Here is an 18,417-nt window from a genome sequence, read left to right on the forward strand (position 1 = left end):
CGCCCGGCCCTTCTCCCGCCTGACCCTTCCTTCCTGACGGTGCGTCAGCCACACTGTCCCGATGCGCGGCACTGGGACAGGAACGGGAGCAGGGACGGGCACGGGGCCGGACGCGGGGACCGGAGCGGCCCCCCGAACCGAAGCGGCCCCCCGGACCCGAGCGGTCCACCGGCCCTGGACGGGCCTCGCCCAGGGCCGCCGAGGCGCCGTCACGGCGGCGTCGGCGGCGGCCGTCTGTCTGGGCGCGGTACTGGCCTCGTGCGGGGGCGGCGGCGGGGGCGGCGGTTACGTCGCCGTCGGGGCGCCCGGGGGTTCCCCGCAGGCACCATCGGGCACGTCACTGAAGCCGAGCGCCCCGGTGACGCTCGTACCGCTCGACGGATCGCCCGGCGCGGACGGCAACTCGCCCGGCACCGGGCCGGCTTCACAGCAACGGCCGGTCCGCCCGACGCCGGGCGGAAGCGGCACCGCCGGCAACGACCGGACCGGATCCGGCGTCGGCGGCGAGGGATCCGCGGCCGACGGCGCGGCGGGAACCGGCGCACCGGCCCCGCCGGGAGACACCGCGCCGACCGGTACGGGAACCGGGTCCCCGGTTCCGCCGACATCACCCGGCGGCCCCGCCACACCACCCACCCCCGCCGCCCTCACCTGGGACGACCCGGCCCGGAAGAGTACCGACAAGCGCTGGTGCGAGAAGGTGACGGTGACCTTCCACAACACCGGGGGAACGGCGGTCCGTTCGGGAACGGTGACCTTCGGGACGCATGTCATCGGCGCGCTCGGCATCGACTGGGCGACGGTGGAGTCCACGGTGGTCCTCCCGGTACCGCTCGGTCCGAAGGCCGAGGAGGACCACACCTGGACGGTGTGCGTGGACGCCTGGCGGGTACCGCTGGGGATGCGCATCGAGACGCAGGACGTGTCCGTCACCTGGAAATGACCCGAGCGCGCGGCGGGCCGGCGGTCACCGCGGGCCGCGCAGCCCCTCTACGAGGAACCGGACCAGCCGGCGCGCGTCGTAGCCGGGGTCGCCGTCCGCGCCGATGCAGAGGTTTCCGACGCCGCGCAGCAGCTCGTACGCCTCCAGGTCGGACCGGACCTCGCCGGAGGCGGCCGCGGCGTCGAGGAGTTGGGCGCACACGGGCAGGAGCCGGTCGAGGAAGTAGGCGTGCAGCGTCTCGAATCCGGCGCTGTCGGACCGCAGGGCGGCGGCGAGTCCGTGTTTGGTGACCAGGAAGTCGACGAAGAGGTCGATCCACTGCCCCAGCGCGGCGTGCGGGCTCGCGCTGCTCGCCAGCAGGGCCGGACCGGCCTTGGCGCAGGACTCCACCTGGTGCCGGTAGACGGCGATGACGAGGTCCGACCTGGTGGGGAAGTGCCGGTAGATCGTGCCGAGGCCGACACCGGCTCGGGCCGCGATGTCGCGCACCGGGGCCTCCACCCCCGAGGCCACGAAGGCCGCCGCCGCCGCGTCGAGCAGGGTCTCCTCGTTGCGCCGGGCGTCCGCCCGCTTGGGCCGGGCCGCGCGCACCGCGCCCGCGTCACGGTCGTTCACCGCACCGCTCCTTCCACCGCCGGATCTTCCACCGCCGGACCCGCTGCCGCAGGACCCGTCTCCGTCAGAGTCGCCGCCGACGGACTTGCCTAAGCGGATCGTCGTTCCGTATTCTTTCCGGAGCGGAGTTCCGCTTTTCCGTGGACGCCGAGCGGGAGCCCGACGGCCGCCCCCGCCCGGTCACCACCATCCCATGTCCGGCCACCCATCACTCCTGCCCGGCCACCGGCGTCCCGCCCCGACCACCGGCGCCCCCGGCCGGCCACCGAGGCCCGCCCCGCCCCCCGGGCCGGACCCTCGGCGCACCACCCCACCCGCGCACCCGCAGGACCCGTACACCACAGCCCCCACGCGCACCGCAGGGAACCTGCAACCCCACCCGGCCTCACGCACCACGCGACCGCCCCCCATCGACTATCGATGCCCCACCGACACCACTGACCCCACCGACCCCACTGACTCCACTTCCCCCACGGACCACAAGACCGGCCCCACAGCAGAAGAACGCCACCCCGTTCGCGCCACCCCTCCACGCCACCCCGTCCGCGCCGCGCAGCCCGTCGCCGCGGCGGCGGCGCCGACCGTTCGAGACCGCGGCACAGCCGCGCGAGAGGAGGACGACGACATCATGTCGCACACCCCCGGACCCCGATTCGGGATCATGACCGCCCCGTCGCACGTCGACTACCAGGACATCCTGCGGATCTGGCGGGCGGCGGACGAGACTCCGCAGATCGAGCACGCCTGGCTGTACGACCACCTCATGCCGATCTGGGGCGACCAGAAAGGGCCCACCTTCGAGGGCTGGACGCTGCTCGCGGCGCTCGCCGCCCAGACCCGGCGGCTGCGGCTCGGCGTGATGGTGACCAGCAACCGGTTCCGGCCGCCCGCGATGCTGGCCAAGATCGCCACGACGGTGGACATCGTCTCCGGCGGCCGGCTCGACTTCGGCATCGGTGCCGGCTCGCGCCCCGACCTGCCCATGGCCCGGCGCGAGTACGCGGCGCACGGGCTGCCCTACCACGACGCCGCGCACGCTGCGCAGAGCCTCGCCGAGGCATGCACGCTGATCCGGCGGCTGTGGACCGAGGAGGAGCCGTTCGACTTCGAGGGCGCCCACCACCGCCTCACCGGGGCGTTCGGCAGTCCCAAACCCGTCCAGCGCCCCCATCCGCCGATCCTCGTCGGCGGGCGTTCGGCCGCGACACTGCGGGTGGCCGCGGACCATGCCGACGTGTGGAACATGCCGGGCGGCGAGATCGACGACGCGGTGCGCCGCAGCGCGCTGCTGGACCGCTACTGCACCGAGGCCGGCCGCGATCCGGCCTCGGTCACCCGCTCCCTGTTCGTACCGGTCTCCTACGACCGGCCCGGCGTCACCCGGGACGCGGTCGACGCGGCAGTCGAGGCCGGCTTCCGGCACCTCGTGCTCGGTCTGACGGCGCCCTACCCCACGGATGTCGTGCCGTGGCTCGCCGATCAGCTCACCGGCGTATCGGCGTAACCCCACGCCCCCGGCTGCCCGGCCGCTCAGCCGTCCGACGGCTCGGCGGCCGGCCTTACTTCAGCGCCAGCCAGGCCACCACCGCCACGATCACCACGGCCACGACGACTCCGACGATCACGCCGACGCGGGGGCCGGCCGGGGCGGCCGCCTGCTGCCGGCCCTGCGGGGACTCGTCGACGAACGCGCGGAACATCTGGGTGCTGCCTGCGGGGTCCTGGTTGCCCTGGGGGCCCTGGGTGTTAGCCATGGGCCGAGACACTAGCGAAGAGGGGCGGGGCCGCCCAAGCGGGGGCGGCGAAGAAAGCCGAGGAAAGCCCAGGAAAGCCGGGGGAAACAGGCGCGGAACGGCCGTCCGGACCGTCTCCCGGGAACCTGGGTCCGCCCCCCGTCCCGAGCACGCGGCGCCCGCCCCCGTCCGGCCTCCCGGTCCACCTGCATATTTACGCTCGTAATACTTGTCTTTGCCAAGTTTTTATGCCGGATGACCCCCTGTTGTTTGCCTGTAGCAACCAAGCAAGTCTAAGGTTGCCTCAAGCAACGAACACGGGAGGTGTGATGGCTGAGCAGACGCAGTTCGAGGAGCTGGGGCGTCAGTTCAGCGCCATCGGGGCCGTGCACCGGGACCTGCGACGGGTACTGCCGCACGACTGCCCGAGCGGTTCCGCCGCCGTACTGACCCTGCTCGGGCGTTACGGAGACATGCGCATGAGCAAGCTCGCCGAGCTGCTCTCCGTGGACATGTCCGTCACCAGCCGGTCCGTCGGCCACGTCGTCGACCGGGGCTGGGTCGAACGGTCCCCGGACCCCGCCGACAAGCGCTCGCGCATCCTGCGCCTCACGCCCGCGGGTCATGCCATGGTGGACGACCTGGCGCGGCGCACCACCGACCTGCTGGCCGAGCGGCTCAGCGACTGGACCGACGACGAGGTCGGCCTGCTGATCCGGCTCATGGCCCGGCTCAAGGACAGTTTCGGCGACTGCCGGCCCCCGCATGCCCGGGCCCATCACCCATCGCAGTCCGCCACCGCGCCCGCAGCCGTACCGGCGCCGGCGCCCGCACCCACGTCCGTCCTCGAAGCGACGACCACCCGTACACCCGCATAAGCACGCAGAACGCAGATCGCAGAAGCGCAGAAGCGCAGAAACGTAGAAACGTAGAAAAGGAAGCCCATGGCAACGACCACACCAGCCGGTGTGCGGGCTCACGCCAAGCACGGGGGAGGCTCCGAATTCGCTCCCATGACGCACCGGCAGATCATGGAAGCGCTCTCCGGGCTGCTGCTCGGCATGTTCGTGGCGATCCTGTCGTCCACGATCGTCTCCAACGCCCTGCCCCGCATCATCGGCGACCTCGGCGGCGGCCAGTCCGCCTACACCTGGGTGGTCACGGCCGCCCTGCTGTCGATGACCGCGACGACTCCCCTGTGGGGCAAGCTCGCAGACTTGTACAGCAAGAAGGCCCTCGTCCAGATAGCCCTGGTCATCTACGTCCTGGGCTCGGTCGTAGCCGGTCTCTCGCACAACCCCGGCATGCTGATCGCCTGCCGCGTCGTCCAGGGCGTCGGCGTCGGCGGTCTGTCCGCCCTGGCGCAGATCGTCATGGCGGCGATGATCTCCCCGCGTGAGCGCGGCCGTTACTCCGGTTACCTCGGCGCCACCTTCGCCGTCGCCACCGTCGGCGGCCCGCTGCTCGGCGGTGTCATCACCGACACCTCGTGGCTGGGCTGGCGCTGGTGCTTCTACGTCGGCGTGCCCTTCGCGATCATCGCGCTGATCGTGCTCCAGCGGACCCTGAACCTGCCCGTGGTGAAGCGGGACGTGAAGGTCGACGGGGGCGGCGCGTTCTTCATCGCCGCCTCGGTCTCGCTGCTGCTGATCTGGGTGACCTTCGCGGGCACCAAGTACGCCTGGCTGTCGTGGCAGACGTACGCGATGGTCGGCGGCGCGATCGTGCTCGGCGTGCTGTTCCTGATCACCGAGGCCAGGGCGAGCCAGCCGATCATCCCGCTCAGGCTGTTCCGCAACCCCACCATCACCCTGGCGTCGCTCGCCTCGATGTTCGTCGGTGTCGCGATGTTCACCGGCACGGTGTTCTTCAGCCAGTTCTTCCAGCTGGCCCGCGACAAGAGCCCGACGATGTCGGGTGTCCTGACCATCCCGATGATCGGCGGCCTGTTCGTCGCCTCCACCGTCTCCGGCCAGTTCATCACCCGCACCGGCCGCTGGAAGGGATGGCTGGTCGCCGGCGGTCTGCTGGTGACGGCGGGCCTCGGCCTGCTGAGCACCATCCGCTACGACACCGAGTACTGGAAGATGGCCATCTTCATGGCCATGCTGGGCCTCGGCATCGGCATGATGATGCAGAACCTGGTGCTGTGCACGCAGAACCAGGTGGATCCGTCCGACCTCGGCTCGGCCAGCTCCACGGTCACCTTCTTCCGTTCCCTCGGTGGCGCGGTCGGCGTCTCCGCGCTGGGCACGGTGTTGTCCCACAAGATCACCGACTACATCAAGGACGGCCTGGCCGATCTGAGCCCGAAGAACGCCCAGGCCCTGGCCGGCTCGGGCTCCTCGGACGCCATCCCGGACCTGAACACCCTGCCGAGCCCGGTGCGCACGGTCATCGAGAGCGCCTACGGCCACGCCATCGCCGATGTGTTCCTGATCGCCGGCTGCCTCGCGGCACTCGCTTTTCTGATCACCCTGTTCATCAAGGAGGTTCCGTTGCGGACGAAGGGCGCGCTGGCGCAGACCGCCGACGAGAACACGACGCAGGACCCGAAGCAGGACGCGGCGGCCGAGGCGCCGGCCGTCGTCGCGCAGGCCGCCGCGCCCGCCACGGAGCACGTGCCCAGCTGGGCCTCCCCGGTCGTGGCGAAGGCCGAGGACGGCCTCCAGCCGGCCGCCACGCGGCAGCTGACCGCCGTCGCCACCCTGCCCGCACCGGAGCAGTCCGGCTCCGGCGGCACCCCGATCCACGGCTACGTCCGCGGCGCCGACAGCGTCCCGGTGGGCCAGGCCGCCGTCACCCTGATCTCCCTCTCCGGCCGCCAGCTGGGCCGCGCGGTCACCCAGATCGACGGTTCCTACGGGCTGGACGCGCCGGGCGCCGGCTCGTACGTCCTGATCGCCTCCGCCGACGGCTTCCAGCCGCAGGCCAGTACGGTCGTGGTGCACGAGGACCCGGTGTCGTACGACGTCCTGCTCAGCGGCACCAGCGGTCTCAGCGGGGTCGTCCGGGCGGCCGGCAGCGCGCTGCCCGTCAAGGACGCGATGGTGATCGTCACCGATGTGCGCGGCGATCTGCTCGCCACCGGAACCACCGGCGAGCAGGGGCAGTTCACCTTCGGTGAGCTGGTACCCGGCGCGGTGACGCTCGCGGTGAACGCCTCCGGCTTCCGGCCGCAGGCCCTGCCCGTCGAGGTCGGTGCCACCGGGGTCACCCGGGTCGAGGTGGACCTGGAGGCGGGGGCCCGGCTCCAGGGTGTCGTCCGGGCACCGTCCGGTCCGCTGGGCGACGCCCGGGTGACCCTCGTGGACGCGGCCGGCAACGTGGTCGGCACGTCCACCACCGGGCCGGACGGGGCGTACGCCTTCACCGACCTGGACGCCGGTGACTACACCGTCATCGCGACCGGCTACCCGCCGGTGGCGACGGCCCTGACGGTGCAGGGCACCGGGGCCGACGGACACAACATAGAACTCGCCCACCCCGGCGAGTAGCGCACTACTCCGGCCCGTGGGGGGTACGTCCTGAGCGGCGGCTCGCCCCCCGCGGGCCGGACACTTTACGACCAATTTGTACAGATTTTCGAAGCCACCATGGAAATGTTCGAACCATGGCTTCTGAGGGAGAAAACGGGATGGGACTGACCGCGAGGATCCGCAGCCGGGACGGATGGGCCGTGTCGCACGCGGTCGTCACGGTGACCGACATGACAGGCACGCAGGTACTGCGGGCCGAGGCGGACGCGGAGGGCGCCGTGCGGGACACCACCCCGCTCGCGCCCGGGGCGTACACGGTGATCGTCACGGCCATCGGGTACGCGCCCGTCGCCTCCAGCGCGATCGTCACCGCGAGCGGACGGGCCGAGGTCGGCACCGTGACACTGTCCCGGCAGGGCGGCTCCGAGCTGCCCCCGCCGGGACCGTGGACGATCGACCCGGCGCACTCCACCGTGGCCGCCGTCGCCCAGCACCTGGGCATCTCCAGCGTGCGCGGCCGGTTCACCGAATTCGCCGGCTCGATCGAGATCGCGCCCGACGACATCGGGAAGTCCCGTGTCCAGGCGGTGATCCGGGCCTCCTCCATCGACACCGGCAACGGCATGCGCGACAACCACCTCAGGTCCGCGGACTTCCTGGACGCCGAGCAGCACCCCGAGATCACCTACCGCTCCACCGGGCTGTCACCGGCCGGCTCGGACCGCTGGACGGTCCACGGCGAGCTGGCCATGCGCGGGATCGTCCGCCCGGTCGACCTGGACCTGGCCTACCTCGGCACCGGCCCCGACCCGTGGGGCGGCGTCCGCACCGCTTTCCGCGCGTCGACGGAGCTGCACCGCTCGGACTTCGCCATCACCTACAACCAGATCGTCCAGGCGGGCATCGCGGCCATCGGCACCACGCTGAAGATCGAACTGGACATCCAGGCGGTGCAGGGCGAGACGCTGCCGCAGATGTAGGCGTGTACGTAGACCCAGCAGGGTCACCCTGAGCGAGGTCACCGCCCCTTAGGCTTCGCTCATGGCACCGAACATCGCGACGAACACCGCCGTCTCCCTCGACGAGCTGCTGGACTTCGTACGGCCCCGGCACCACGCCGTCCTGCTCACCCGGCGGGCCGACGGCGGCCCCCAGGCGTCGCCGCTGACCTGCGGGGTCGACGACGCCGGCCGGATCGTGGTCTCCACGTATCCGGAGCGCGCCAAGACCCGCAACGCCAAGCGGGACTCCCGGGTCAGCCTGATCGTGCTGAGCGACAGCTGGGACGGGCCGTGGGTCCAGGTCGACGGGACGGCGGAGGTCATCGACAGCCCCGACTCCGTGGAACCGCTGGTCGAGTACTACCGGAACATCGCGGGTGAGCACCCGAACTGGGACGAGTACCGGGAGGCGATGGTCAAGCAGGGCAAGTCGATCATCCGGGTCACCCCGACGCGGTGGGGGCCGGTGGCGACGGGGGGATTTCCAGCGCGGTTGGTTGAGCAGCAGTGATTGCGTAGTTCCCCGCGCCCCTTAAGAGGGCCGTTGCCGACCAAGGCGATCAGTCGCGTACCGGAGCGTCGGGGCTGGTCGCGCAGTTCCCCGCGCCCCTTAAGAGGGCCGTTGCCGACCAAGGTAATCAGTCGCGTACCGGAGCGTCGGGGCTGGTCGCGCAGTTCCCCGCGCCCCTTAAGAGGGCCGTTGCCGACCAAGGCGATCAGTCGCGTGCCGGAGCGCTGGTCGCGCAGTTCCCCGCGCCCCTCGGGGGGCCGCGCCCCTGCGGGGGCGCGGGGCTAACTGGGCTTGGTTTTTTGGACCATGGCTTCGATTCCTGCGATCAGGAGGTCCAGGGCGAAGGTGAAGTCGCGTTCCAGCATCTCTTCGACCGTCGCGCCGCCGCGGGCCGCCCTGATGTCCGTGGACTCCCTGATGACCTCGGCGGTCTCCGGGACCTCGGTGACCGCGGTCATGGCCGCGTGGTGGTACTCGTCCGGGGTCATGCCGGCGGCCTCGACCCGGGCGGCGAAGTGGCTCTCGATCGTGCCGTAGCCGTACACGAACTGGAAAACGGCCGAGAGGGCGCCGGTGATCCCGTGGGCGGGCAGCCCGGAACGGCGTACGACCTGCTGGACCCGGCCCGAGAAGGCGAGCGAGTTGGGGCCGATGTTGAGGTAGCGGCCGGCCAACGGGGACAGCCACGGGTGGCGCACCAGCAACGCCCGGTACTCGCGGGCCAGCGAGCGCAGTTGGTCCCGCCAGTCCTCGCCGGTCTCCCCGGCCTCGGGCAGCCGCAGCTCGCCGAAGGCCGCGTCCAGGGCGAGTTCGAGCAGGTCGTCCTTGGTGTCGACGTACCAGTACACGGACATCGCCGTGACGTTCAGTTCGGCGGCCAGCCGCCGCATGGAGAACCTGGCCAGTCCCTCCGCGTCCAGCAGCCGTACCGTCGCCCCGGTGATCCGCTCCCGGTCCAGGCCGGACGGCTGCCCGCCGCCGCGCCCGCCCCGGGGCGCCTTCTGCTCGAGCCAGACGCTGGTACGCGGCGTCCGCTCCGCCTGCTGCGCCATCGCCGCACCCTCCTGGATCTCCGACCACTACCAACGATGCTAGGCCCGTCCTGTGTGATCAGCGGGTCCCACCCCACTGCCGTACGCCCGGACGAGTCCCCCGGACCGTCGGGGCGTGCCCTCTCCGGCCGGTGGCCGCGGCGGCGCCCCGGCCACCGGCCCGCCGGTCTGTCGGTCCGTCGATCCTTCGGCCAACACGGCTACCGTGCCCGCGAACTGACGAGTCGGCGAACTGACCCGCTCACAGCCCGGCGGGGGGGGGGTGGTGACCGCGGTCATCACCCCCGCCCCGCCGGGCGAACCGGTCCTCAGCCGGCGCTCATCAGGTGCCGCTCGTCTTCTGCGTGAGGTCGTAGAAGGTGTCCGAGCCGACCGTCACCTTCTTGAAGGTGCTCTCGACCCACGAAGTGATCTGCGACGAGATACCCGTGTCGGTGCCGGTGTCGCCGCCGCCCATGGCGCCGGGCATGCCGGCTCCCCGGCCGCCGGAGATGAAGTAGTGGATCTTCCCGTCCGCCACGTACTGCTGGAACTGCTCCAGCGTCGGATACGGGTCGGTGCCGTTGTATCCGCCGATCGCCATCACCGGGTCACCGGTGGCCAGTTGGTAGCTCGCCGAATTCTGGGCGCCGATGGACGCGGCGACCCAGGTGTACTGGTCGGCGTCCGCCTCCAGCAGTTTCTTGGCGTCCGAGCTGACCGTGGGCCCGTCGAGCAGACCGCCCATGCCACCACCCGTCCGGCCGCCCTCGCCGGCCCCCGGGAAGCCGCCGCCGTTCTGCTGCCCCTGACCACCGGGGAAACCGCCGCCACCGTTCTGCTGTCCCTGACCGCCCGGCACACCGCCGCCGAAACCGCCACCGCCCGGGAAGCCACCGCCACCGCCGCCCGGGAAGCCGCCACCGCCGTTCTGCTGCCCCTGACCACCGGGGAAGCCACCGCCACCGTTCTGCTGGCCTTGGCCGCCGGGCATACCGCCGCCTCCGCCGAAGCCGCCGCGCATACCGCCGCCACCGCCCTGGCCGCCACCGAAGCCCATCCGGCTCGCACCCGCAGGACCGGCTGTCGGAATGGCGCCGGTGTGCGCGGAGTCGATCGTGGACAGCGTGTACGCGGTCGGTCCGGCCAGCGCGGCGACGAGGCCCGCGGCCGCCGCCCCGAGGGCCAGCCGGCGCGGCACCCGGCCCACGAAGACCAGGCCCAGCGCGGCGGCCAGGCCGCCGACCAGGACCAGCCACCGCAGCCAGGGCGCGTAGTCCGGGGTGCGGTTGAGCAGCACGTAACCCCAGGCCGCGGCGGCCACCACGGAGGCCGCGAGGACCAGCGAGGCCCAGGTCTCGGCCCGCCGCTCCCACACCAGGCCGACGCCCATCCCGACCACGGCCGCGAGGTACGGGGTGAGGGCGACCGTGTAGTACTGGTGGAAGATGCCCGCCATGTAGCTGAACACGATCATGGTGATCAGCAGTGAGCCGCCCCAGACCAGGAACGAGGCCCGGGTCACGGACGTGCGCCGGGCCCGCCGGGTGGCCCACAGGGCGGCCACCAGCAGGATCAGCGCGGCCGGGATCAGCCAGGAGACCTGGCTGCCGACCTCGGCGCTGAACATCCGGTCCCAGCCGGTCTCCCCCCAGCGGCTGCCGCCGCCCGCGCCGCCCTGGCCGCCGACGCTGCCGGTCTCGTCGCCGTTCAGCCGCCCCAAGCCGTTGTAGCCGAAGGTCAGTTCAAGGAAGGAGTTGTTCTGGGAACCGCCGATGTACGGACGCGACGAGGCGGGCCACAGCTCCACGATCGCCACCCACCAGCCGCCCGCGACGACCATCGCCGCCGTGGCGAGCCCCAGTTGGACGAACCGCTTGCGCGGCCGCACCGGAGCGCAGACCGCGTACACGATCGCCAGCGGCGGCAGGATCAGGAACGCCTGCAACGTCTTGGCGAGGAAGGCGAAGCCGATCGCGGCCCCCGCCCACACCAGCCACTTGGTCCGGCCGTCCTCCACGGCGCGCAGCACCAGGTAGCAGGCCAGCGCCATCAGCAGGGCCAGCATGGCGTCCGGGTTGTTGTACCGGAACATCAGCGCCGCGACCGGGGTGAGCGCGAGCACCGCGCCGGCGACCAGTCCGGCCACCGGGCTGAACCGGCGCCGTACGGCCGCGTAGACCACCGCGACCGTGCCGACGCCCATCAGGACCTCGGGGGTGAGGATCGCCCAGGAGTTCAGGCCGAAGATCCGTACGGACAGGTCCATCGGCCACAGGAAGGCCGAGGGCTTGTCGACGGTGATGGCGTTGCCCGCGTCGAGGGACCCGAAGAAGAACGCCTTCCACGACGTGCTGCCCGCCTGCACGGCCGCCGAGTAGAAGGAGTTGGAGTAGCCGGAGACGCTCAGGTCGTAGAGGTAGAGCAGCGCGGTGGCGAGCAGCAGGCCGAGGAAGGCCGGGCGCGCCCAGCGGGGGTCCTCCGGACGTCCGCGCCAGAGTCTGCGGACGAAGGGCTGCTTCGGTTCGCCCGACTCGGGGACGGGGTTCCCGGGCGCGTCCGCCGCGGGGGCCGCGGCCTGCCCGGATGCCAGGGCCGGGGGCGGCGGCGAGGCCGGGGGTGGGGGAGCCGTCTGCGGCGGGCCCGACGGGCCGGGACCGCCGTGCGGGGACGACTGCTCGTAGTGGGTGGTCATCGGGCTTCCCCCGGGTCGGTGTCATGAGGGCGCACCGGCTGCATCCGCACGGTGGCGTCCCTCCAGTTGCCGTCCGCGGCGTCGTCGACGCGGGACTGGGTGGTCGTCGGGTGCTGGGTGTGCTGGTACTGGGCGGAGCCGTGCCGCGCGGGCGGGCCCGAAGGCTGCGCGGGCAGGCCGGGGAGCCGCCCGGCGGAGACGGGGTACTGGGCCGTGGCCGCCGGGTGGGACGGGGCGGATGCCGAGGGCAACGGGTGGGACGCGGTGGCCGCCGGGTGGCGGGTGTCCTGGGCCGCCGGGCCCGTACCGTACTCGCGCCGCTCCGGGAACACCCATGCGCGGAACAGCAGGAAGCGCAGCACGGTCGCCGCGAGGTTGGCGGCGATCAGCACCGCCAGCTCCGTGGAGTGCGGCGGGTTGCTGCTGGCCGCGTCCAGGGCGGCGAGCGAACCGCTGGTCAGGGCGAGACCGATGCCGAAGACGACCAGGCCCTGCGCCTGGTGCCGGACCGCTCCGCCGCGCCCGCGCACCCCGAAGGTCAGCCGCCGGTTGGCGGCGGTGTTGGCGACGGCCGAGACCAGCAGGGCGAGCGCGTTGGCCACCTGGGAGCCGGAGAACTGCCGGAAGAGGCTGTAGAGGACCAGGTAGAAGAGGGTGGACAGGCCGCCGACCACGCAGAACCCGACGAGCTGGCGGGCCAGCCCCTTCGGCACGTCCTGGATGTCCCGGTCGCGCGGGTCGTCGCCGAACGGGCGGGTGAGCCGGTCAAGCGGCAGCGAACCGGTGGCCAGGGCCTTGCCCACCCGCCACACCCCCTTGAGGTCCTCGGTCGCCGTCTTCACGATGTGCACCGTCGAGTCCGGGTCGTCGACCCAGTCGACCGGCACCTCGTGGATCCGCAGCCCGGCCCGCTCGGCGAGCACCAGCATCTCGGTGTCGAAGAACCAGCCGGTGTCCTCCACCAGCGGCAGCAGCGCCTGGGCCACATCGCGCCGGATCGCCTTGAAGCCGCACTGCGCGTCCGAGAAGCGGGCCTGCAACGAGCCGCGCAGGATCAGGTTGTACGAGCGGCTGATGAACTCCCGCTTGGCGCCGCGCACCACCCGCGACGACCGGCTCAGCCGGGATCCGATCGCCAGGTCGGAGTGGCCCGAGATCAGCGGGGCCACCAGCGGCAGCAGCGCGTTGAGGTCGGTGGACAGGTCGACGTCCATGTACGCGAGGATCGGGGCGTCCGAGGCGGACCACACGGTCCGCAGGGCACGCCCGCGGCCCTTCTGCTCCAGGCGGAAGTCGTGCACCTCGGCGAGGCGCGCCGCCAGGTCGGCCGCCACCTGCGGCGTGCCGTCCGTGGACGCGTTGTCGGCGATCGTGATGCGGAACGCGTACGGGAAGGTGCGGGTGAGGTGCTCGTGCAGTCTGAGCACACATGGCCCCAGGTCCTTCTCCTCGTTGTAGACGGGGATCACTACGTCCAGGACAGGCGTACCGGCGGCTGCGGCCGGGAGGTGCTCCCGCGCCGGCAGGGTGCCGGGAGAAGAGTCGGTTCGCATGCCCCCGACTGTCGTCAGGCGCCCTGTTCTGCCCATGTGGTGGCACTGTGCTGCGCCTGTGAGTGCGATGGCCCAGGTGTTTCGCGGGCCTGCCGGAAAAGCGCCGGGTGAAGCACGGGCAGGTGCACGGTGAACACCGTGCGCCCGGGGACGCTGTCCACGGTGACGGACCCGCCGTGCGCGGTCGCCACGGCCTGCACGATGGCCAGGCCCAGACCGGTCGAGCCGGTGGATCTGGACCGGGCGGAGTCGCCCCGCGCAAACCGTTCGAACACGTGCGGCAGCAAATCGGCCGGAATGCCCTGGCCGTTGTCCTCGACGTCGATGCACATCCACTCCCCGCGCCGCTGCACCCGGGCCGTGACCGTGGTGCCGGTCGGGGTGTGGTTGCGGGCGTTGCCCAGCAGGTTGACCAGGACCTGTTGCAGCCGTGCCGCGTCCGCGGAGACGAGGGCCGGCTCGTCGGGCAGGTCCAGCCGCCAGGTGTGGTCCATGCCGGCGGCGCGGGCGTCGCTGATGGTGTCCACGACGAGCGGGATGAGGTCGGTCTGCTCGAACTGGAGGGGCCGGCCCGCGTCGAGCCGCGCGAGCAGCAGCAGGTCCTCGACGAGCAGCGTCATCCGGCCCGCCTCGGACTCGATACGGCCGAGGGAGTGCCGGGTGTCGGGGCCGACCTGCTCCCGGCCGCGCCGGGTCAGTTCGGCGTAGCCGCGGATGGAGGCCAGCGGGGTGCGCAGTTCGTGGCTGGCGTCCGCGACGAACTGCCGTACCCGCATCTCGCTCTGCTGGCGGGCGTGCAGGGCGCCGTGCACGTGGTCGAGCATCCGGTTCAGTGCGGCGCCGACCTGTCCGACCTCGGTGTGCGGGTCGCACTCGGACTCCGGCACCCGCTCGCTCAGCTGCACCTCGCCGGTGTGCAGGGGCAGTTCGGAGACCCGGGTCGCGGTCGCGGCGACCCTCCGCAGGGGGCGGGTGGCGACGCCGACCAGGACGTACCCGGCGATTCCCGCAGCGACCAGACCGGCGGCGGTCACGCTGATCTCGACGAGGATCAGGGTGTTGATGTTGTCGTCGGTGTCCTTGGTCGGTATGGCCACGTAATAGCTGCCGTTGGGGCCGGTGACGTACTGCGCGCGGTAGCTGCCGAGACCGGGGATGTCGACGGTGTGTTTGGCCTTGTCCTTGGGGACGGAGCCGAGCGCCGAGAGCTGGTCCTCGCCGAGCACCTGGGCGCTCATGTCGAGGGTGTCGTGCGACTTGTGGCCGACCTTGCCTTCGGTGACGGTGCCGTTGTCGACCACCGCGGCGATCGTGAACTGCGGCTGCGGGCCCCGGGAGACGAAATCGGTCAGGTCGACCGTCTTGGACTTGGCGCGCAGGACACCCTGCTGGGCGGCGGGCCCGCCCGCGCCCTGGCCGGGCGGGGCGAACATGCCGGCCGCGCGCGCCCCGACCTCGCTGAGCTGGCCGTCGAGCTGCTGGTACAGATGTGACCGCAGCGCAAGCGTGGTCACGGTGCCGATCACCGCACAGACGACGGCGACGAGCATGACGGTCGCGACGACCAGCCGGCTCCGCAGGGTGCGCTGCTGTCGCGCTCGTCGCTGCTGCGTACGCGGCCGTCGGCGTCCGCTCATGACGCGGCGGGCTTGATCAGGTAACCGGCGCCGCGCCGGGTGTGGATCATCGGTTCCCGCCCGGCGTCGATCTTCCGGCGCAGATAGGAGATGTACAGCTCGACGACGTTGGCCTGACCGCCGAAGTCGTAGGACCAGACGCGGTCGAGGATCTGCGCCTTGCTCAGCACCCGGCGCGGATTGCGCATCAGGAAGCGCAGCAGCTCGAACTCGGTGGCGGTGAGGTGGATGTTCTCCCCGGCCCGCGACACCTCGTGGCTGTCCTCGTCGAGGGTCAGGTCGCCGACGACCAGCACGGAGTCGGAGCGCCGGTCCGCGGCGCCGGAGCGCCGGATCAGGCCGCGCAGCCGGGCGACGACCTCCTCCAGGCTGAACGGCTTGGTGACGTAGTCGTCGCCGCCCGCGGTGAGACCGGCGATCCGGTCCTCCACCGCGTCCTTCGCGGTGAGGAAGAGGACCGGTACGTCCGGCAGGTCGCGGCGCAGCCGGCCCAGCACGGTCAGCCCGTCCATGTCGGGCAGCATCATGTCCAGGACGACGGCATCGGGCCGGAATTCCCGGGCGGTCTGGACGGCACCCTGGCCGTCGCCTGCGCTGCGGATCTGCCAGCCCTCGTAGCGGAGAGCCATGCTCAGCAGTTCGGTGATCGACAGCTCGTCGTCCACCACAAGCACTCGGACGGGGCTCCCGTCCGGCCTCAGCAGTTCGGTGCGCCCCTGGGGCGAGGTCGTGGTCATGGTGGACACCTTTGCGGCGGCCTCTGAGAGCACACTTTCACTTGTCTGTGATTTCTCTGAGAAACCCACAGCGGGCCCTCAGCCAGCCCATGGGCACCTGCTGGGCATCTCCCAGGTGCCTTCCAGGTACCCTCTGGCCTGCACTGATGCCCCCAGAGGGAGCCTCAGGACCACCGGATCGGGCAGCAGGACGACCGGGCCGGACGTCAGGACGACCGGGCCGGACGTCAGGACGACCGGGCTGGACGTCACCGTCGTCGTCGCCGTCGCGAGGCTGGGCGACGGCTCACAAACCGAACAACCGGGCCCCGTTGTCGTGGCACACCGCCCGTAGCCAGGCGTCGCCGAGGCCGAGCCGTTCCAGGGCGTGCAACTGGTGCACGTACGGATAGGGGATGTTGGGGAAGTCGGAGCCGAGCAGGACGCGGTCGCCGAGGTCGGCGAGGCGGGGCAGGGCGCGCCGGGGGAAGGGCGCATGGTCCTCGATGAAGTCCGTGAACGCCATCGTGGTGTCGAGCCGCACCTCGGTGAACCGCTCGGCCAGCGCGAGGAAGTCCTCGTACTCGGGCATCCCCAGGTGCGCGACGACCAGGCGCAGCCGCGGATGCCGGGCCAGGACCCGTCCGATCGGCCCCGGTCCGGTGTGCTTGCCGGGTGCGGGCCCGGAACCGCAGTGGATCACCACCGGTGCCCCGGCCTCGGCGAGCAGCCCCCAGACCGGGTCGAGCAGGTCGTCCGCCGGATCGTAGGCCCCCACCTGCACATGCGCCTTGAACACCCGGGCCCCGTCGTCGAGCGCCTGCCGGACGTAGCCGGTGGCGTTTTCCTCCGGGAAGAGGGTCGCGGTGTGCAGGCAGTCCGGTGTGCGGCCGGCGAAGTCGGCGGCCCAGCCGTTGAGCCAGCGGGCCATGCCGGGCTTGTGCGGATACAGCATCGCCGTGAAGGCCCGTACGCCGAACTCGCGCAGCAGCGCGGCCCGTTCGCCCTCACCGGTCCGATAGGCGATCGGCCACTCCAGGCCACCGGTGAGCGGCCCGAGCCCGTCGAAGTAGGCCCACACCTTGTGCAGCACGCGCTCGGGCATGAAGTGCGTATGCACGTCCACGAGCCCCGGCACCCCGAGCCGAGTCCAGAACCGCCGGACATCAGACACTTCGGGGGCTACGGGGGCTACGGGGGCTACGGGGGCTACGGGGGCTACGAGGGCACCATGGGCCCCATCGGCCTCATGGGCCCCGCTGGCTTCACGGGCCCCATCGGTCTCGTCGGCCCCGCCGGCCTCACCGGCCCCGTGGGCTTCAAGGGACCCGCCAGCTCCAGGCCCCCCGGTGGGCTCAGCAGTTCTGCCCGCTTCGGAGGCCCCGTCCACGTCGGCGGAGCCGTCCGCCGGGGCGGCCGATGTCCTCTCCGTGCCGGTCACGCGCCCGCTCCACCGGGATGATCGCTCATTCCTCCACGATCGCCCACGGGCCGCGTACTGTCCATGTCCGGCCGTCGCACCGGCTCAGAACAGCTCGTCCTGGATTCCCGTCTCCTCCTTGAACTTCCTTACGGGTACGGCGATCCCACCGCGTCCGTCGGCCCCGGGCAGGGCCGGGACCAGTTCCCATCCGGTCATCAGCCGGGTGTCCAGGACGACCGTCCCGCGCTCGGCGGCGAGGTGCAGATCGGGCCCCGCGACAGCGACCAGCTCACCGCTCACACCCCCGCCCGCGACCAGCTCGGTCACCTCGCCGAACGCGGCCGCCGGGCCCGCCGTCAGCCCGAACACCTCCGCGTGGTCGACCGCCAGGAACGGCTCACGGGCGAGCGCCTCCGGCCAGTTGTCGAGCGCGACGGCGCGCGCGTGCAGCGCCTCGATCTCCGCGGCGCGGTCGGCCGACGACCCGGGCAGCGCCGCGCGCACCGCCCGCTTCACGCCGTACGGAATCCGGTCGGGCACCCGCAGCGCGGCCCGCAGCAGCTCCTCGGCGCGCCGCGCGGCCATCAGCGGACCGACGGCGAGCCAGCTGAAGCAGACAGCGCCCTGTTCGAGCAGCCTCGCGGACCCCCGTTCTTCGGCGGTGATCCCGACCTTGACCAGGCCGGGCCCGAACCACGCCAGATACACGTGGTACGGCCGCGGGTCGTCCGCGACGGTGTCCGCAGCCACGGAGTGCGCCCGGTCCAGCCGCGCGCACTCCTCGCACCGCGCGCCGGTGCTCCGCCCCGACACCACCGCCCGCACCGGGCAGGGATGCCCACGCGCCCCCACACATCTCCGCACACCCCCGTCCAGGACCCCGAAGGCCACCCGTTTACCCCGGGGCAGCGCACTCCTGCGCCCCCCGTCCCACATCAGCACGGGACCGTCCCCGGCCCACCGCAGCCCCGCGCATGTCCATGCCTGTGCCATCACCCCCGAGAGTAGGCGCCCCCACTGACAACGCCCACGTGCTTCGGATCGGGAGAGGGCCGACCGTCCGGGGACACGCGGTCCCTC

15 protein-coding genes are annotated in these 18,417 nt (G+C 72.1%); 6 read left to right on the plus strand and 9 right to left on the minus strand.

Features of this window, described 5'->3' with window-relative positions; all coding sequences use genetic code 11:
- The first annotated feature begins 61 nt into the window (after positions 1-61).
- Positions 62-943 (plus strand): hypothetical protein, encoded by an 882-nt coding sequence (locus ACFY2B_RS34090; RefSeq protein ID WP_390766932.1) that lies wholly within the window; start codon positions 62-64, stop codon positions 941-943.
- A 24-nt stretch (positions 944-967) separates the two neighbouring features.
- Here ACFY2B_RS34090 and ACFY2B_RS34095 read toward each other — a convergent pair whose 3' ends face one another.
- Positions 968-1,558 (minus strand): TetR/AcrR family transcriptional regulator, encoded by a 591-nt coding sequence (locus ACFY2B_RS34095; RefSeq protein WP_390766933.1) that lies wholly within the window; start codon positions 1,556-1,558, stop codon positions 968-970.
- Between the two features lie 628 nt (positions 1,559-2,186).
- On the opposite strand from ACFY2B_RS34095, the gene ACFY2B_RS34100 reads away from it, so the two are divergent.
- The gene (locus ACFY2B_RS34100; RefSeq protein WP_390766934.1) at positions 2,187-3,062 is read left to right on the plus strand and encodes an LLM class flavin-dependent oxidoreductase; all 876 of its coding nucleotides are present in this window, start codon (positions 2,187-2,189) and stop codon (positions 3,060-3,062) included.
- A 55-nt stretch (positions 3,063-3,117) separates the two neighbouring features.
- On the opposite strand, the gene ACFY2B_RS34105 is transcribed toward ACFY2B_RS34100, so the two are convergent.
- Positions 3,118-3,312, minus strand: coding sequence for a hypothetical protein (locus tag ACFY2B_RS34105; protein WP_390766935.1), 195 nt, complete (start codon positions 3,310-3,312; stop codon positions 3,118-3,120).
- A 308-nt stretch (positions 3,313-3,620) separates the two neighbouring features.
- Here ACFY2B_RS34105 and ACFY2B_RS34110 point away from each other — a divergent pair, with 308 nt between their 5' ends.
- From ACFY2B_RS34110 to ACFY2B_RS34125, 4 genes are all read left to right on the plus strand, one after another.
- Positions 3,621-4,169: a MarR family winged helix-turn-helix transcriptional regulator gene (locus ACFY2B_RS34110; RefSeq protein WP_390766936.1), complete on the plus strand. Its 549-nt coding sequence runs from the start codon at positions 3,621-3,623 to the stop codon at positions 4,167-4,169.
- Positions 4,170-4,235: 66 nt separating this feature from the next.
- On the plus strand, positions 4,236-6,788 hold the full coding sequence (locus ACFY2B_RS34115) for an MFS transporter (protein ID WP_390766937.1): 2,553 nt from the start codon (positions 4,236-4,238) through the stop codon (positions 6,786-6,788).
- A gap of 140 nt (positions 6,789-6,928) precedes the next feature.
- Positions 6,929-7,750 (plus strand): YceI family protein, encoded by an 822-nt coding sequence (locus tag ACFY2B_RS34120; RefSeq protein WP_376531132.1) that lies wholly within the window; start codon positions 6,929-6,931, stop codon positions 7,748-7,750.
- 61 nt (positions 7,751-7,811) lie between these two features.
- Positions 7,812-8,282 carry a PPOX class F420-dependent oxidoreductase gene (locus ACFY2B_RS34125; RefSeq protein WP_390766938.1) on the plus strand — a complete coding sequence of 157 codons (471 nt, stop codon included), beginning with the start codon at positions 7,812-7,814 and terminating at the stop codon, positions 8,280-8,282.
- Between the two features lie 281 nt (positions 8,283-8,563).
- On the opposite strand, the gene ACFY2B_RS34130 is transcribed toward ACFY2B_RS34125, so the two are convergent.
- The 7 genes from ACFY2B_RS34130 to ACFY2B_RS34160 form a co-directional block, all read right to left on the minus strand.
- Positions 8,564-9,334 carry a TetR/AcrR family transcriptional regulator gene (locus ACFY2B_RS34130; RefSeq protein WP_390766939.1) on the minus strand — a complete coding sequence of 257 codons (771 nt, stop codon included), beginning with the start codon at positions 9,332-9,334 and terminating at the stop codon, positions 8,564-8,566.
- Between the two features lie 322 nt (positions 9,335-9,656).
- Complete coding sequence (locus ACFY2B_RS34135; protein ID WP_390766940.1) at positions 9,657-12,008, minus strand: glycosyltransferase family 39 protein; 2,352 nt, start codon at positions 12,006-12,008, stop codon at positions 9,657-9,659.
- Positions 12,005-13,561 (minus strand): glycosyltransferase, encoded by a 1,557-nt coding sequence (locus ACFY2B_RS34140; RefSeq protein ID WP_390766941.1) that lies wholly within the window; start codon positions 13,559-13,561, stop codon positions 12,005-12,007. Before ACFY2B_RS34140 ends, ACFY2B_RS34135 begins: the two co-directional genes overlap by 4 nt.
- A 14-nt stretch (positions 13,562-13,575) precedes the next feature.
- Complete coding sequence (locus ACFY2B_RS34145) at positions 13,576-15,198, minus strand: ATP-binding protein (RefSeq protein WP_390766942.1); 1,623 nt, start codon at positions 15,196-15,198, stop codon at positions 13,576-13,578.
- Positions 15,195-15,935: a response regulator transcription factor gene (locus tag ACFY2B_RS34150; protein ID WP_390766943.1), complete on the minus strand. Its 741-nt coding sequence runs from the start codon at positions 15,933-15,935 to the stop codon at positions 15,195-15,197. Before ACFY2B_RS34150 ends, ACFY2B_RS34145 begins: the two co-directional genes overlap by 4 nt.
- Positions 15,936-16,221: 286 nt before the next feature.
- Positions 16,222-17,088 carry an amidohydrolase family protein gene (locus ACFY2B_RS34155; RefSeq protein WP_390766944.1) on the minus strand — a complete coding sequence of 289 codons (867 nt, stop codon included), beginning with the start codon at positions 17,086-17,088 and terminating at the stop codon, positions 16,222-16,224.
- 351 nt (positions 17,089-17,439) lie between these two features.
- The gene (locus tag ACFY2B_RS34160) at positions 17,440-18,330 is read right to left on the minus strand and encodes a DUF2797 domain-containing protein (RefSeq protein ID WP_390766945.1); all 891 of its coding nucleotides are present in this window, start codon (positions 18,328-18,330) and stop codon (positions 17,440-17,442) included.
- Positions 18,331-18,417: the final 87 nt, after the last annotated feature.

The sequence above is a fragment of the Streptomyces sp. NPDC001270 genome, from assembly GCF_042896695.1.
Taxonomy (GTDB): Bacteria; Actinomycetota; Actinomycetes; order Streptomycetales; family Streptomycetaceae; genus Streptomyces.